The 15,430-nt window shown below is 55.6% G+C and carries 12 protein-coding genes; 10 read left to right on the forward strand and 2 right to left on the reverse strand.

The features are described 5' to 3' along the window. Window positions 1-419: 419 nt before the first annotated feature. On the reverse strand, window positions 420-1,364 hold the full coding sequence (locus ACR0ER_RS20580; protein ID WP_480770544.1) for a PDR/VanB family oxidoreductase: 945 nt from the start codon (window positions 1,362-1,364) through the stop codon (window positions 420-422). A gap of 136 nt (window positions 1,365-1,500) precedes the next feature. On the opposite strand from ACR0ER_RS20580, the gene ACR0ER_RS20585 reads away from it, so the two are divergent. From ACR0ER_RS20585 to ACR0ER_RS20630, 10 genes are all read left to right on the forward strand, one after another. Next, window positions 1,501-2,406, forward strand: a complete 906-nt coding sequence (locus tag ACR0ER_RS20585) for a LysR substrate-binding domain-containing protein (protein ID WP_480770545.1) — start codon at window positions 1,501-1,503, stop codon at window positions 2,404-2,406. Between the two features lie 102 nt (window positions 2,407-2,508). Next, entirely contained in the window at window positions 2,509-3,666 is a 1,158-nt protein-coding gene (locus tag ACR0ER_RS20590; RefSeq protein ID WP_480770546.1) for an aromatic ring-hydroxylating oxygenase subunit alpha, read from the forward strand. Window positions 3,667-3,795: 129 nt separating this feature from the next. Continuing rightward, entirely contained in the window at window positions 3,796-4,035 is a 240-nt protein-coding gene (locus tag ACR0ER_RS20595; protein ID WP_480770547.1) for a hypothetical protein, read from the forward strand. A 690-nt stretch (window positions 4,036-4,725) separates the two neighbouring features. Further along, a complete protein-coding gene (locus tag ACR0ER_RS20600) occupies window positions 4,726-6,276 on the forward strand; it encodes a sugar ABC transporter ATP-binding protein (RefSeq protein WP_480770548.1) in 1,551 nt (516 codons plus the stop codon). Window positions 6,277-6,299: 23 nt separating this feature from the next. Then, window positions 6,300-7,586 carry an ABC transporter permease gene (locus tag ACR0ER_RS20605; protein ID WP_480770549.1) on the forward strand — a complete coding sequence of 429 codons (1,287 nt, stop codon included), beginning with the start codon at window positions 6,300-6,302 and terminating at the stop codon, window positions 7,584-7,586. A gap of 82 nt (window positions 7,587-7,668) precedes the next feature. After that, window positions 7,669-8,628, forward strand: a complete 960-nt coding sequence (locus ACR0ER_RS20610) for a substrate-binding domain-containing protein (RefSeq protein WP_480770550.1) — start codon at window positions 7,669-7,671, stop codon at window positions 8,626-8,628. Window positions 8,629-8,740: 112 nt separating this feature from the next. Continuing rightward, on the forward strand, window positions 8,741-9,550 hold the full coding sequence (locus ACR0ER_RS20615) for an IclR family transcriptional regulator (protein WP_480770551.1): 810 nt from the start codon (window positions 8,741-8,743) through the stop codon (window positions 9,548-9,550). A gap of 253 nt (window positions 9,551-9,803) precedes the next feature. Next, the gene (locus tag ACR0ER_RS20620; RefSeq protein WP_480770552.1) at window positions 9,804-10,268 is read left to right on the forward strand and encodes a (2Fe-2S)-binding protein; all 465 of its coding nucleotides are present in this window, start codon (window positions 9,804-9,806) and stop codon (window positions 10,266-10,268) included. Next, window positions 10,268-12,442 (forward strand): xanthine dehydrogenase family protein molybdopterin-binding subunit, encoded by a 2,175-nt coding sequence (locus tag ACR0ER_RS20625; RefSeq protein ID WP_480770577.1) that lies wholly within the window; start codon window positions 10,268-10,270, stop codon window positions 12,440-12,442. The genes ACR0ER_RS20620 and ACR0ER_RS20625 overlap by 1 nt, the downstream gene beginning before the upstream one ends. Window positions 12,443-12,770: 328 nt before the next feature. After that, window positions 12,771-13,367, forward strand: a complete 597-nt coding sequence (locus ACR0ER_RS20630) for a TetR/AcrR family transcriptional regulator (protein WP_480770553.1) — start codon at window positions 12,771-12,773, stop codon at window positions 13,365-13,367. A gap of 251 nt (window positions 13,368-13,618) precedes the next feature. Here ACR0ER_RS20630 and ACR0ER_RS20635 read toward each other — a convergent pair whose 3' ends face one another. Continuing rightward, window positions 13,619-15,310 carry a BCCT family transporter gene (locus ACR0ER_RS20635; RefSeq protein WP_480770554.1) on the reverse strand — a complete coding sequence of 564 codons (1,692 nt, stop codon included), beginning with the start codon at window positions 15,308-15,310 and terminating at the stop codon, window positions 13,619-13,621. Window positions 15,311-15,430: the final 120 nt, after the last annotated feature.

Below are 15,430 nucleotides of genomic sequence, written 5' to 3' on the forward strand. Positions count from 1 at the left end.
ACGCGCCACGAGCGTCAGAATCCGATTTCGCAGCACACTTAACTCGGCATGGTCTTGCCGCGTTCGTCTCGCGGGTTGCGAAGCCGTCGTAGAAGGTCAGCACTTTCCATCCGTTTGAGAAGTGGGGTCGCCATATTGCCTTCCAAGGCAAGCGCGTCGCCCAACCCGCCTACTGAGCGGTTGTCGGCTATTAACAGCGCTAACGATGAAGAAGGGCAAAGTATCCGCATCACCTGCTTACTCGGCTCATCGTTCCGCTAATGGTGGCCTCGACAGAAAAGGCACAATCGACGATGCGAGCTTAGTACTGGATCTGTCTGCGCCCAAGGAGTTGGACGGCAATGTCTGTGAGAAGCAGATTGCTGTGGCGGGTCTGACCCAAAATGTCGAAACGATGCGCGTCCGGAGCGTGCCTTTTACTACAGCGCTAGCACCAGGCGATTGGATTTTGCGCGCGATACACAAGTACAAAGATAGCTGTTTGTGGCCTGTTCTTCGGGTGTCAAAATGCCATCGCGATGATCCACTTCACCTTCGATCACGTCGACCATGCAAGAGCCGCAGAGCCCTTCAGAGCATCCGAAATCCACATGGACGCCGTTGGTTTTGAGGACCTCAAGGATCGTTTCATCCTTTGATACCGTGTAAACGGTTCCGGTGGACTGAACCTCAACTTCAAAGCTGTCATTGGGCGCGTGTTCGATATCCGATGCGGGGGCAAACCGTTCGAAATGGATCGCGCCGCCGCGCAGAGCGGTGCCAGCTTCCAACACAGCGTTTAGCATCGGTTCGGGGCCGCAGGTATAGACGTCAGCCCCCATCGGCATGGATTGCATCACCCCTGCCAGATCGAACGGGCCGTCGGTATCGTCGCAATGCAAGTGATACCATTCATCCAATCCCAATGCCCGGAACTGTTTGTCCATCGCGGCGTAAGCCCGGGACCGCACAAGATAGTAGACCCGAAAATCCTGTCCGCTGTTGAGCAACTCGCGCGCCATTGCCACCAGTGGGGTGGCACCGATCCCGCCTGCGATCAGGGTGACGTGTCGGTCATGGTTTTCCAGCGGGAAGTGATTTCGCGGCCCGCCAATGGCAAGCTCGACGCCCTCCTCCAATTCGTGCATGGTCCGAGACCCTCCACGCCCGTCATCCTCGCGTTTGACAGCGACGTTGAGCATGCGGCCATCCTGGCTCCAGCTCCACAGCGAGTATTGGCGCACCAGATCGTCACTCAGATGGACATCCACATGCGCGCCGGGCTCAAGGCTGGTGAACCGGCCATTGAGAATTTCGAAACAAAAATCCGAGGTGTCCGGGCTCAGTTCCGTTTTTCTGACAAGGCGCGCGACTTGTGTGTTCATCTGGCTTCCCATCATTGTGATTTGCCGGTTTCGAAACCATGGTCAAAGCTGCAGAAAAAAACATGGTTTTCAATTGCAAAATTTCTCATATTCGGTTGAAGCAAGCTCAAGTTAAGCCCAAGGCAACGCAGCATCTATGTCACGACGCCACTACAACCTGCCCCCTCTTGCGACCCTGTCCGCCTTTGAAGCAGCCGCACGCCATCTGAGCTTTAAGGAAGCCGCAAGCGAGCTTTCCGTTACCCCCGGCGCGGTCAGCCACCAGATCAAGGCGCTGGAGACCGAACTGAGCGCGCCGCTTTTTGTTCGCAAACATCGGGGTGTTGAACTGACCGAAGATGGCGCGGCGCTGCATAAGGTTCTGGGCACATCCTTCCTCAAGGTCTCCAAAGTGCTGGAGCAAATTCGCACCGGTGATTCCGAAAACCATGCAACCGTCGGGTCGACCACCGCAGTTGCCGCCTTATGGTTGTCGCCCTCCGTCATCCGGTTCTGGCAGGACCATCCGCAGGTGAAAGTGAACCAGATGGCGCAGGACACAGCCTTTGTGGATCGCCCCGATCTGGATTTCTTCATCCGCTACGGACAGGACCCTAATTCCTCACTGCCGCATACAAAGCTTTTTCGCGACACTCTGACCCCTGTGTGCAGCCCCGAAATGGCCACTGAGCTGAAGGGGGCCAGCCTCAGCGATCTGACGCAGCATCGGCTGATCCATCTGGAAACCAAGGACAACACATGGACCACTTGGCCAGAATGGTTTCACGAACTTGGGTTTACCGGCAATATACCGGCGCAATCTCGGGTCAATAGTTATGCGCTGGCCCTGCAGGTCGCGCGCAAAGGCGCCGGTCTGGCGCTGGGGTGGAAGCGTCTGGTTCAACCGATGCTCAGCTCGGGTAAACTGGTGGCACTTGAAGAGTTCAGCATTCCCGCCCCGAACAACTTCTATCTGGTGGGGCGCGAGGATGAGCACCTTTCCGAGGGTGCGCTGGCCCTGAAAAATTGGCTGCTGGACGAAGTGCAGGAGGGGTCGGTTTAGCCAGCCTCACTTATCGGTTAGGATTTTTAGTATTGAAGACGTACCTGTCGCGCTGCCAATGGGAGATGACGCCACAGCCATTGAAAAACTCAGGAGTGACTGATGAATAAGCACGCATCGCTTTCGTCCGTTCTGACCCCGGTAAACACAGCGAAGGGGCTGCCGAACGCGCATTATATCGACCCCACCGTTTTTGCCGAGGAACGTGAGGCCGTCTTGTTTGCCAACTGGTCCGGTATCGGATTTGGCAAGGACATCCCCGAGGCAGGTGATGCGAAACCCGTTGATTTCATGGGAATGCCCATCCTGATGGTCCGCGACCGCAATGGCGAGATCGGTGTGTTCCAGAACACCTGCCGTCATCGTGGCATGATCCTGGTTGACAAACCTCAGAAAATCCGCGGCGCGATCCGCTGTCCCTACCACAGCTGGTGCTATGGCCTGAATGGTGAGCTGCGCACTGCCCCCCATGTCGGTGGCCCAGGCCAGAACACCCACGAGGATCTGGATTTTTCTGAACTTGGTCTGATGCGCATTCGATCATACGTCTGGCGCGACGTTGTGTTCGTCAACGTAGACGGCAACGCACCAGAGTTCGAAGAGGTCCATGGCGAGTTAATGGAGCGCTGGAAAGAGTTCGAGCAGCCGATGTATCACGGCGGCGCCGGTGCCTCGGTGCGTCTGGAACTGGACGCGAACTGGAAACTGGCCGTCGAAAACTTCTGCGAAAGCTATCACCTGCCCTGGGTACACCCCGGTCTGAACAGCTATTCCCGTCTTGAGGATCACTACAACATCAACGAACTGGGCAAATATTCCGGTCAGGGCACCTATGTCTATCGACAGTTCGAAGGTCAGGACGGCGAGAAGCTTAACGATTTTGACAATCTCAGCGAAAAGTGGACCGAAGGCGCAGAGTATATCGTAGTCTATCCGAACGTCATGCTGGGCGTGCAGCGCGACCACGGCTTTGCCTTTATCCTCGAGCCAGTGACGCAGGAAAAGACGATCGAGCATATCGAACTTTATTACGCCAAGAAACCTGAAGATGCACCACAGCATGAGGCGCTGCGCGCAAAGAACTCGGCGTTGTGGAACACCGTGTTTCAGGAAGACGTGTTCGTGGTCGAAGGGATGCAAAAGGGACGCCACGGCGTTCTGTTCGACGGCGGCCGTTTCTCGCCAGTGATGGATGGGCCAACACATTGCTTTCACCATTGGGTCGCGACGCAGGTCGAAAAAGGTCGCGCCGAAGCATGAGCGAATTCCTGAACGACGGTCTGGCCAGGAGCTTTCTGGCCGGATCGTGGTTTGAAGGGGGCAAGGGCTTGAGGCGCTTTTTAACTACGTCCTCATCAAGAACATTTCGATCTCGCTGAAAGGCTGACCGTGGATCAGGACGCGCTGGATAAACAATTGTTGCAAGCACATGCGGACCATGATTTGCCTGCCTTGATCCGCCTCTATCACGAGGCGGCAAATCAGGCAGAGCAGCGTCAGGATCATGACGCCGCCTGTTTCTACCTGACCCATGCTTTTGTCTTTGCGCTGGAATACGGCGCACCCGAAGTGGATGAATTGAACCAAAAACTCTTTGAACGCGGCCGCGCGCATCGTTTGGAGTTTTGAGCCCGCAGCAGCTTAAAAACTGCGCTCTGATGCAATGCACCCGTTTTGCTTCCGTCAACCCCAGGGTTTAGTTCCCCTCACCTCACCAGGAATAATGTGGACATTGTCGACAGTGCCCGGTTCGTGAAAGAAACCCAACGACACGAAAACACGCAAAACAAAAATTTGCGAATTCGCGTGAGATTCTGCAAAGCCTGACCAACGCGTCACTGGCGACCGAGGATTTCTCTTTCATGCGCTCGGCCAAAATTGAACTGTCGGATGTTGAGCTTCTGGCCGTGAACGGATTGTGTGGAAGCACCGTGACATGGACTGCGCCACGCGGTATGCGAACCTTCGCGACATGTTGCTGTCCCGCGCAAAAAAACGTCTGGTGTTTTTCTAGGATATGGCCTGCTACGTTATGCCCGGCGTTTTAGAAGACACGGCGTTTCTCAATCTCGTGACTTATGAGTTTCTGGTTAAGCCACTCAAATTGCACGCTCCTCAACCATCCACATCAGTTCCCCGCAGACATAGCCGCCTAGTTAAAGCCTGCGATACCTATCGACTTTGCAGGCTAGTAAATTGCAGCTGTTTCCACTGTCCAATAACCAGTCCAAAAAACACTTGACGCTTCACTGGTACACGTGGTTTCGTATATGAAACGATCCTGAGGGACTCGTTTGCACAGCGTGGGGAGGCGCCGTGATGACGACACACCAATCTGCCTTGCGGGCGAGGCAGGGTACAGAAAGCCAGATTACGTTATCCCTGGATGGGATCAGAATGTCCTTTTCAGGTGTTTCCGTCCTCCGTGATGTGACGCTAGAATTCGAAGGCGGTGAAATTCACACGCTGATGGGCGAGAATGGGGCTGGTAAAAGCACGCTGGTGAAAATCATCAGCGGCGTGCAGAAACCGACCTTCGGAACGTTTCAGATTGACGGAGAAACCGTTGAATTCGATGCGCCCCGGGATGCCGAGAAACATGGCATCGTCATCATGCATCAGGAATTGAGCCTGATCCCCGAGATGACCGTGGCCGAGAACGTGCTGTTAGGTCATGAGCCTAAGAAGTTTGGCGCTTTCATCGACCGCAGAGCGCTGCGGGACAAGGCCAGTAAGGCTCTGGCCCGCTTTGGGTTCACGCTGGACATCGATACACCTGTCAAAGACTTGCGTGTCGGCGAGCAGCAACTGGTTGAGATCGCTCGCGCCTTGCTGATGAACGCGCGGCTGCTGATCATGGATGAGCCCACGTCCGCCTTGTCACAGGCCGAGGCTGACATTCTGATGGAAGTCGTGCGTGACCTGGCCCTGCAGGGTGTTGCCGTTGTCTATATCTCTCACCGCATGGATGAGGTGTTTGAAATCTCGGATCGGGTTACGGTTTTGCGTGATGGCGACCTGATCGGCACTCGACTTGCAACCGAGACGACCTCGGCCGAACTGATCCGAATGATGGTGGGACGCACGGTCGAGATCAATGCGGTCAAACGGCAGAACCCGGCAACGGATGAAACCGTATTGCAGGTTGCGAACCTGTCGGCGTGGGACGGCAAGCGTAGAGTGCTGGACGACGTTTCGTTTGATCTGAAGCGCGGAGAAATTCTGGGTATCGGCGGTCTTTTGGGGGCCGGCCGGACTGAGTTGCTGGAAACATTATTCGGCGCAAGAGGTGCCAGTTATCAGGGTGAGATAACGCTGGCAGGTAGTCAGCTACGACCTGTTAAACCTCAGGATGGGGTACGAAACGGATTGGCTTTGATCACCGAGGACCGCAAAGGGAACGGTCTGATCCTTGATCGCTCAATCTCAGCAAACGTGGCGTTGCCGCTGATGCCTTTGCAGTCCCGTTTTGGACGATTTTCCGAGGCCGAACAGCGCAAACAGGCTCTCATGGCAATCGAAACGCTCAAGGTTGCGGCCACCGGCCCCGAGCATCCGGTCGGAAAGCTCAGCGGCGGTAACCAGCAAAAGGTTGTGCTGGGCAAATGGCTGGCGACGCAGCCTCGCGTCTTGCTTTTGGATGAACCGACACGCGGCATCGATATCGGCGCAAAGGATGAAATTTACGATCTCGTCGGACGGCTGGCGGATCAAGGCATCTCGGTGCTGTTTGCCAGTTTCGAACTCTCCGAATTCATGGCCGTGTGCGACCGGATGATTGTCCTGTGCGAGGGACAATTGGCCGGAGAGTTGTCGCGTGACGAGATGAGTGTGGATGCAATCAAAGCCCTGGCGATGCAATTTCGCTGACCGATCCGGATATGAGAAAAGACATGACCGTTATGGAACCCAACAGCCATACAGTAAAGAAAGAACACCAGACCAGTTCGGTGTTGATACACTTGCTGAACAAGACGAAACTCTACTGGGGTTTGTTTGCCCTGATCCTGTTCGGAGCGTTGACCTCTCCGCTGTCGTCGAAAGGCAACAATATCTTCCTGTCGCTGGGTAACCTGACGGATGTTCTTCGACAGGTCTCGGTCACCGGGATTGTAGCCGTCGGCATGACGATGGTGATCTTCATTGCTGGAATCGATCTTTCGGTTGGGTCGGTCATGGCACTGGGGACGGTGATCTGCGCCATGTTGCTGACGCAGGAGGGCTGGACGGCCGCCAGCTATTTCGGTGTTCCAGCCACCGGCATCGTTCTGTTCGTCGTCATCGGCGCGCTGATCCACTTTGTCCAAAACAACCTGAACCGTGAATCTGAGACGGCGGCAATGACAAGCGCGCCCTCGCGGATGCTCAGCCGGGTTGTGGCAGCAGCAATAGCGATTGGCGTCATGATCTGGCTGGCAGGTCAGGTCATGCCAAAATTCGGCGTTCTGGCCGTCCTGATCGTGGTGCCCTGTATCGGGGCCGTTATGGGTACGGTGAACGGTGCCTTGATCGTTTATGGCCGGTTGCAGCCCTTTATTGTGACGCTGGCAATGATGGTCGGGGCCTTGGGTCTGGCCCGTGTCATCGCCGGACAGGATACGGCTGTGTATCCGGTCTATACGGGTAGCAATGCCACCGAGAACTTCGAAGTTCTTCGCGAATTGCTATGGGGCGTGGTGCCAGTGCCCGGCCTGTTCTTTCTGGGTGTTTTGCTGGTGTTTTTTCTGATCACCCGGTTCACGACTTTCGGTAGCTACCTGATGGCTATCGGCGGCAATGAAGAAGCCGCACGTTTGGCGGGCATCAATGTAGGCCGCAACAAGATTGTCACCTATGCCATCGCAGGCTCGCTGTCCGCGTTGGCAGGTGTTCTCTATGTCGCGCAGTTTCGGCAAGGCAAACCGGATGCTGGTCTGGGCCTGGAACTGGAGGCAATTGCGGCTGTTGTGATTGGTGGAACCAGCCTGATGGGCGGGCGCGGCGCGATCATGGGGACGTTCGTGGGTGTGCTGATTTTCGGGTTCCTCAGCAACATCCTGCAACTCAACAACATCGACAGCAACACGCAGCTGGTGCTGAAGGGCATCATCATCGTGGTCGCCGTCCTGCTTCAGGAAGGGCGATTTGAAGAGATCTTTGTCATGGCGAAAGAGCGCCTGGGCAGAGGGAGGAGGCTCTGACCTCAGATCTTGGCGGACCAAGGTCAGAGCAATCAGTACGCGGGAATTTGGAGAAACCCGCATCATGACTAAGGAGTAAACTATGAAAAGAAGAACATTTGGCAAGAGCCTGATGGCTGCCACCGCGCTCTCAACCTCGTTTTCGGCCTCGATGGTGCTGGCGGCTGACAATTATGTAATCGGTTTTTCGCAAGTCACCACGGTTGAGCCATGGCGTGTTCAGTTCAACAAGGACCTGCGTGCCGAGGCGGACGAACATGCAAATGTCGAACTGATCATCGCCGACGCGAATGACCGCACTGAAAAACAGGTGGCCGATGTTGAGAACTTCATTCGTCAGGAAGTCGACGCGATCCTGATCTCGCCGAAGGAATCCGCTGGTCTGACCGGTGTGGTCGAGCAAGCGACCGACGCGGGCATCCCCGTCTTCGTTCTGGACCGCAACGTGGACACCGACAAGTTCGTCCAATGGGTCGGTGGCGACAATGAACTGATCGGTCGGGAAGCTGGCAAGTTCGCGCTCGATCAGCTAGGCGGAACGGGAGCCGCGAAAGGCACTATCGTCGAAATCTGGGGCGGTTTGGGCACCCAAGCCGCACATGACAGGGCCAATGGTTTCCATGAAGCATTCGAAGGTGAAGACGGTGTAAGCTTCCTCTTGGACCAGCAATCCGGCGACTGGAAGCAGGATCAGGCTTACGACATCATGTCGACCGCTCTGCGTAACTTTGAAGACATCACCATGGTCTATGGCCACAACGATCCGATGGCCTATGGGGCATATCTGGCAGCCAAGGATGCAGGCCGGGCGGATGACATCATTTTCATCGGTGTTGACGCGCTTCCGGGCGAAGGTGTGACTTGGGTTGCCAATGGCGAACTGTCGGCCACCTTCCTGTACCCTACTCCTGGCGCCGAAGGCCTGCGTCAGGCGCTTAAGCATCTGAAGGGTGAGGAAGTTCCGAAGGAGGTTGTCATGGGCACCGAGGCAATCACTTCGGAAAACGCTGATGACGTCCTGAAAAAGAATGGTCTGAAATAATCAGGCAAGGCCGACGATCTTTCTCCTCCCTGTCGGGATGGTCGGCCGGGCAGGCAGGGGCTTGCGCCCCTGCCCTCTTTTTTGAGAAAGCAGATGAAACGAGGTGAATTGCATGACCGAGCCAAAGACAAAGCTTCAGAAATATTCAGCGCCCGCATTGGAAAAGGGTCTGGATATTCTCGAGTTTTTGTCGCTTTCGGACGTGGCCCCCACCCTTTCGCAACTCGCCAATGGCATCGGTCGGTCGAAGAACGAAATCTTCCGTATGATGATCGTGCTGGAAGAGCGAGGCTATATTGAGCGGCAGGAAGGTGATCTTTTCAAACTGACCGGGAAGCTCGCCTTGCTGGGAGGCGAACGCACAGACAACAGCAAACTGGCGGAACTGGCGGAACCATATATGGAGCGCTTGGCTGAGGAAACCGAGTTGTCCAACCATCTCTGGGTACCTAGCGGCACGGGCGATCTGGTTGTGATCAACAGCGTTTCGTCGTCGCAAAACTATGGAGTCACGGTGCAGGTCGGATATACGAACCCGATCTTTCCAACTTCGGCCGGGGCCTGTTTCTTGTCGGAAATTGAATTGGAAGCAGAACGTTTAGCGTTTCTGCAACGCATTGCCCCGGACCAAAGCGCGGATGGACAGAAGGAATTCTCCGACCAAGCTGAAACTTGTGCGGATCAGGGGTTTATCTCGCTCAGTAGCCCTGAGAGCAACGCAATCAATGAGATTTCGGCCCCCATTCGGCATGGCATGGGTCAATCCGTGATCGCATCTCTGACCATTCCACATTTTGCCAGTGCTCTCATTGATAATCGGCGTGACTTGGTAATCGAGGCACTAAAAACAACTGCTTCGCAGCTTCAGGCCAGTATTGCGACCAGAATGCCCCTGCCCCGTACACCTTGGTATCAGACATAGTCACTCAAAAGTGACCCAGAGCATCACAGCATGCGCGCAAAATAGTACAACTAAAAGTTTACAAAATGTGCGAAACCCAATAGTAAACATTTAAATGTTCTTTTGCACATCTCCCGAACAATTCGACGAATCTTCGTGAGGATGGATTGGTCGTTCGCTCGGTGCTTGGCAGGAGTTCGATATCCAGGCCTTGCATGATGCGTCTGCAGGGTTCCCAGAAACGCGACACCTTTGGCAGAGGGGAGAGTGGCTTATGGCCTATTCATTGAAAATCAACGGCGCAACCCGAGAGGTTGAAGCCGAAGCCGGGACACCTTTGTTGTGGGTAATCCGGGACGAACTGAAGATGACCGGCACTAAATTCGGCTGTGGTGTAGCTTCGTGCGGGGCCTGCACCGTGCATTTGAACGGAGAGCCAGTGCGCTCGTGCCAGACCTTCATCGAAGACGTTGAAGACGCTGAGGTCTCGACAATCGAAGCCATGGCGGAAGACAAGGTTGGCGCCGCGGTTCAGCAAGCCTGGGTCGAGCTGGACGTAGCGCAATGCGGATACTGCCAGTCGGGACAGATCATGTCGGCCGTTGGCCTGCTGAGCGAAAACGCCAAGCCAACCATCGAAGAGATCAACGACTATATGCACGGCAACGCCTGCCGTTGTGCCACCTACCAACGTATCCGCGCCGCCGTCCAGCGCGCATCAGAAATTCTGGAGGCCTGATCATGACGACTCTTTCCCGCCGAGGTTTTCTGAAGTCAGCCGCTGCCGCAGGTGCCGTTCTGGCCGTTGGCGTTCGTCCGAATGGTGCAGTAGCCGCAGGTGCCGAACCGGCTGTCATGAACCCGTTCCTCAAACTGGCCACAGATGGGCGCGTGACGGCAATCGTTAAGCACGCAGAAATTGGTCAGGGTGCGGCCACGGGCCTGACAACACTGATCGCCGAAGAATTGGGCGTTCAGATGGACCAGATCGATTTCGAATTCGCGCCATCCAACCCGCAGTTATACAACAACCTGCATCTGGGCACGCTTCAGGGTACTGGTGGCTCGACCGCGATAGCAAACTCATATGTTCAGTATCGCACCGCTGGTGCTGCCGCCCGTGACATGCTGATCAATGCCGCCGCAAGTGATTGGGGTGTTTCTGCCGCTGACCTGAGCATCGAAAACGGCACCATTGCAGGAGCAGGCCACGCTGCTCCGTTGGGCGACTATGTGGTCGCGGCGTCTCAACTCGAGGCGCCCGCCGAGCCGAAACTCAAAGATCCGTCCGAATTCAAACTGATCGGTCGCTCTGACCTGCGCCGAAAGGATGGCGCAGCCAAAACCAACGGCAGCGCGAAATTCGCGATGGACCTGCATCTGGACAACCAGATTTTTGCAACGGTTCTGCGCAGCCCGCGCATGGGTGGAAAACTTGTCGATTTTGATGCAAGCGGAGCGGAAGGCATTCGCGGTTTCATCGGTACCGAAGCACTGCCTGCGATCAATTCGGTGGCTATCTACGCCGAAAACACATGGGCCGCTTTCCAGGCCCGCGACGCGATTGAAGTCACTTGGGACGATTCCGAAGCCGAAACTCGCAGCTCGGACCAAATTCAATCCGAAATGATGGCGCTTTTGGATGCTAAACCAACATATGATGTTACCGGCGATGCCGGCAGTGCGACTTCCAAAATCGACGAGGCGACGACGGTAGTTGAAGAAACCTTCTACTTCCCGCTGCTAGCCCATGCGCCAATGGAGCCGCTGAACTGCATCATCGAGCCCGGCGAAGATGGCGGCGTTATTCTACACGATGCGGCCCAAGGCACCACAATCGTCCACAATTCGCTGTCTCAGGCGCTGGGACTGCCGTGGGAGAAAATCAAGATCAACGTCACACTGGCAGGTGGCTCTTTCGGTCGCCGCACCACATCAGACAGTGACTATCAAGTAGAAGCCGCGCTAGCCTTTGCTGCAACTGATCGTACCCGTCCGGTCAAGCTGGTCTGGTCGCGTGAAGACGACATCACGGGTGGCTTCTATCGCCCCGCCGTCGCGCACCGCGTCAAGGTCGGACTTGATGCCGAAGGCAACGTCCTGGGTTGGGATCACCGTATTGCGGCGCAATCGTTGATCAAAGGCACCGTTTTTGAGGACTTCGTCATCAAGGACGGGATTGATGCCACCTCGGTCGAAGGTGTGAACGACACACACTACATGGTTCCCAACCTGTATGTCGGTCTAAGCGACGCGCCCAAAACCACAACCGTTCTGTGGTGGCGTTCGGTTGGGCATACACACACAGCTTATGTCATGGAGAGCATGATCGACGTTGTTGCCAAAGCAGCAGGGCGTGATCCGCTGGAATTCCGTCTGGAGCTGCTGGAGGGTGGCGACAAGGATCAGGCGCGTCTTGCCGGGGTTCTGAAACTGGCTGCCGAAAAAGCAAATTGGGGGCAGGTAGCTGAGGGCCGCAGCCAGGGACTGGCCGTTCACAAAAGCTTTGGCTCCTATGTGGCTGAAGTTGTCGAAGTCTCAGGCACGGCTGAAAACGGCATTCAGGTCGAGCGCGTGACCTGTGCCGTTGATTGCGGCCTCGCCGTCAACCCGGACGTCGTCAAAGCTCAGATGGAAGGCGGTATCGGGTACGGTATGGGCCACGCCATGCGCAACGAAATTACTCTGACGGATGGAGTCGTGGATCAATCCAATTTCCCCGACTACGAACCCCTTCGGATTGGCGACATTGCAGCGATCGACGTTCATATCGTGCCGTCGGCCGAGGCGCCTTCGGGGGTCGGTGAGCCGGGTACACCCCCGTCCGCACCCGCTCTGGCCAATGCCATCGCCGCAAACGGCCCACGCGTCAACGCCTTGCCGATGATCAACAGCGGCGTTGAATTTCTGTAACCTCTGGTAGGTTGCAGCAGCCACGCTCAAATCGAAAGTGCTGGGGGCCATTCGCGCTTCCAGCACGCGCGACAGTCAAAGTGCAGCAACAGGCACCACGCGCACTGCTGTGAGGTGATTGTCGACTGTCAGGTAGCTGCAAGGATACGTATGCCGCATTGATGCGACTTACCCCACTGCCAAAAGCATTTACGCAGTTTTGACCCGTACGTCAGTCAACAAGAGACTTTACGGTTAGTCGTTTCCATACAGTGTATCAGGGAGTTGCGCACTTCACGTAATCGGCGCATGGTGACAGCAAATACAAGCGCATCCTCCAGGCCGCCAAATGAAGCTGACAGAAATAAAAAGACAAAACATCATTGAAGCCGCGGTCAAAGAATTCCGCGAGCATGGGTTTCATGGTGCCAATACGACAAGAATTGCAAAACGCGCCGGTGTGTCGAGCCGAACGCTGTATAACCACTTCGAAAGCAAGGATGCGTTGTTTGAGGCGATTGCCCAAATCATGATCGACAGAAACAGAGTCATGGCGCCAGTTCCCTATGATCCTGATCGCGACCTGAAAGAACAACTTGTAGACGCGCTTGAGAAGTACGTTGTGGTTATTACAGACAACGAAACCTTGGGATTGAACCGCATGGTCAATGCGGAACTTCTTCGTGATCTTGATCGATCAAAGGCGTTCTACGCCGAGCTGATGTGTCATGATTACCCCATAACTCAGCTCATCGCCGATGCCATGGAAGCGGGGACCATTCGCAAAGCTGATCCTTCGTATGCGGCCAGCCAACTTCTGGCGTTGGTCAAGACCTTTTTCTTTTGGCCAGTGTATTTGCTTGGCGAACGTCAGGATACAGTCGGCATCATGGAAGACTGTGTGGACATGTTTCTTTCGCACTACGTTGCAGGCGAAGAAAGATAAACGCACTGACGGAAAACCGGACCTCAGGCAAAAAATCCCGACTTACCATAGAGGGCTGTAAACCAATCGGTTTCGCCCCTAATCCGTGACAGATCGAGCCACAAAGGCCGGAGATGCGATCTAACTTGTTTAGAATTCATAATGAGCAAAGAACGGACCGATCGGTGATTGTGGGCATCCCGATGGGTCAGTTCCTTGCTTTGGGCCACTGGGCGAAACCGCCCAGTGGAGTTGCATAATTCTTCAGGCTTTTACGCGTGAAGGTCTTGTTTCAGCCTTGTTCCGTCAGGCGCAACACTCTGTGTCTGGATCGGAGCGGCCGACGGATCGTCGTTCAGCGACTTCATCAGGCCCCAGACCATTGCGATCAGCACGAATGAGATCGGGAAGGCCGCAGCGATCGAGGCTGTCTGCAATGCGCTCAGACCGCCTGCCAACAGCAAGGCAATCGCGGTGGCACCGATCCCGACACCCCAGATGATGCGGAACTTTTTCGGTGGGTTATCGTCACCCATCGAAAGCATGGTGGTGATGACCAGAGTGCCCGAATCCGCCGAAGTCACGAACCACGAGAACAGCAGGATGGTTGCCAGAGCCGACATCGGCCACGCCATCCAGTCCAGAGCACCCATCCACGAGGTGGCACCCAGATTTCCGATGGTGCCATAGAGCGCAGCTGGCAGATCCCAGTTCCGCACGGTTTCGATCACACCTGCACCGTTTTCCGAAGCCGGACCCGCGCCCATGTGCAGCTCTTGCCAAATGGCATTGCCGCCGAACATGCACAGCCAGAAGAACACCATAACGGTCGGTACAAACAGCACGCCCACCATGAATTCGCGAATGGTGCGACCGCGCGAGATACGCGCGATGAACATGCCTACCATCGGTGCCCATGCGATCCACCAGCCCCAGTAGAAAATGGTCCAGCCACCCTGCCAGGCGATATGTTCGTCAGAGGACGCCGCCCAAAAACCCATCGGGACGAAATTCCACAGGTAATCCCCCATGGACGTCACGAAAAAGCCCATCAGCCACTGGAAGGGACCAATGATGACAAACATCGCCAGCAGCAGGATCGACAGCCAGATGTTCCATTCCGAGATGATACGGATGCCCTTGCCCACGCCCGATACGGTCGAGACGATGGCGATGATGCTGACCAGAACGATCAGACCGATTTGCAGCGCCGTCGATCCTTCGATACCGAACAGAACGTTGAGGCCCGTCACCATCTGGCTTGACCCTAGGCCAAGCGAGGTGGCAATCCCGAAGACCGAACCGAACACCGCCAGCAGGTCCACAGCGTGACCCCAGGGGCCGTAAATGCGTTCACCGATAAGCGGGTACAGAGCCGAGCGCATGGTCAGTGGCAGCTTCTTTCGAAAGCCGAAATAGGCGAGGCTCAGGCCAACCAGAACATACAACGCCCAGCCATGCAGACCCCAGTGGAAATAGGTGACACGCATCGCGTCAATGGCGCGCTGCATATCCATTTCCGAGTGGCCCGCCAGATCGGCGTGGGGGTTGTTCGGATAACCCCAGACCTGAGAGTTGTCGAAATAGAAGATCGGTTCCGCCACCCCGAAGAACAGGATACCGATACCGATACCGGCCGAGAACAGCATGGCGACCCAGCTGAAGTTGCCAAACTCGGGGCGTGAGTCATCGTCACCCAGACGCAGGGTTCCGAATTTCGAGAACATCAGCCAGAGGCAGAAGAAGAACGCGATGGCAAACAGGGTGATGTAGTAAAAGCTCAGGCCGTTTTCGATCCAGCTGCGGATTGATTTATACAGACCGCCTGCAAATTCCACGTTCATGACCGTGAAAATGACAAAGGCTGCGATCATGCCTTTCGCCGCGATGCCCATTCCCGGGTGAAGGCCGGTGAAGAACCCCTCCTTCGCCACAAGATGTGAGTTTTGATGTTGCTCGTCCATCGAGCCCTCCCTTTCTGACCAAGCTATGCCGTGGTGAACAGGTTCTCCTAAAAAACGGATCGGGTTCTGTTGACCCGATCCGCCAGTGAATGCCGCCTCTAATTCGGGGAGAGGAAGAGG

The organism is Ruegeria sp. CH8 (genome assembly GCF_056536985.1).

Coding starts and splice junctions, on each gene's coding strand:
- ACR0ER_RS20580 (WP_480770544.1), bottom strand. CDS start 1,364: ATGAACACACAAGTCGCGCGCCTTGTCAGAAAAACGGAACTGAGCCCG.
- ACR0ER_RS20585 (WP_480770545.1), top strand. CDS start 1,501: ATGTCACGACGCCACTACAACCTGCCCCCTCTTGCGACCCTGTCCGCC.
- ACR0ER_RS20590 (WP_480770546.1), top strand. CDS start 2,509: ATGAATAAGCACGCATCGCTTTCGTCCGTTCTGACCCCGGTAAACACA.
- ACR0ER_RS20600 (WP_480770548.1), top strand. CDS start 4,726: ATGACGACACACCAATCTGCCTTGCGGGCGAGGCAGGGTACAGAAAGC.
- ACR0ER_RS20605 (WP_480770549.1), top strand. CDS start 6,300: ATGACCGTTATGGAACCCAACAGCCATACAGTAAAGAAAGAACACCAG.
- ACR0ER_RS20610 (WP_480770550.1), top strand. CDS start 7,669: ATGAAAAGAAGAACATTTGGCAAGAGCCTGATGGCTGCCACCGCGCTC.
- ACR0ER_RS20615 (WP_480770551.1), top strand. CDS start 8,741: ATGACCGAGCCAAAGACAAAGCTTCAGAAATATTCAGCGCCCGCATTG.
- ACR0ER_RS20620 (WP_480770552.1), top strand. CDS start 9,804: ATGGCCTATTCATTGAAAATCAACGGCGCAACCCGAGAGGTTGAAGCC.
- ACR0ER_RS20630 (WP_480770553.1), top strand. CDS start 12,771: ATGAAGCTGACAGAAATAAAAAGACAAAACATCATTGAAGCCGCGGTC.
- ACR0ER_RS20635 (WP_480770554.1), bottom strand. CDS start 15,310: ATGGACGAGCAACATCAAAACTCACATCTTGTGGCGAAGGAGGGGTTC.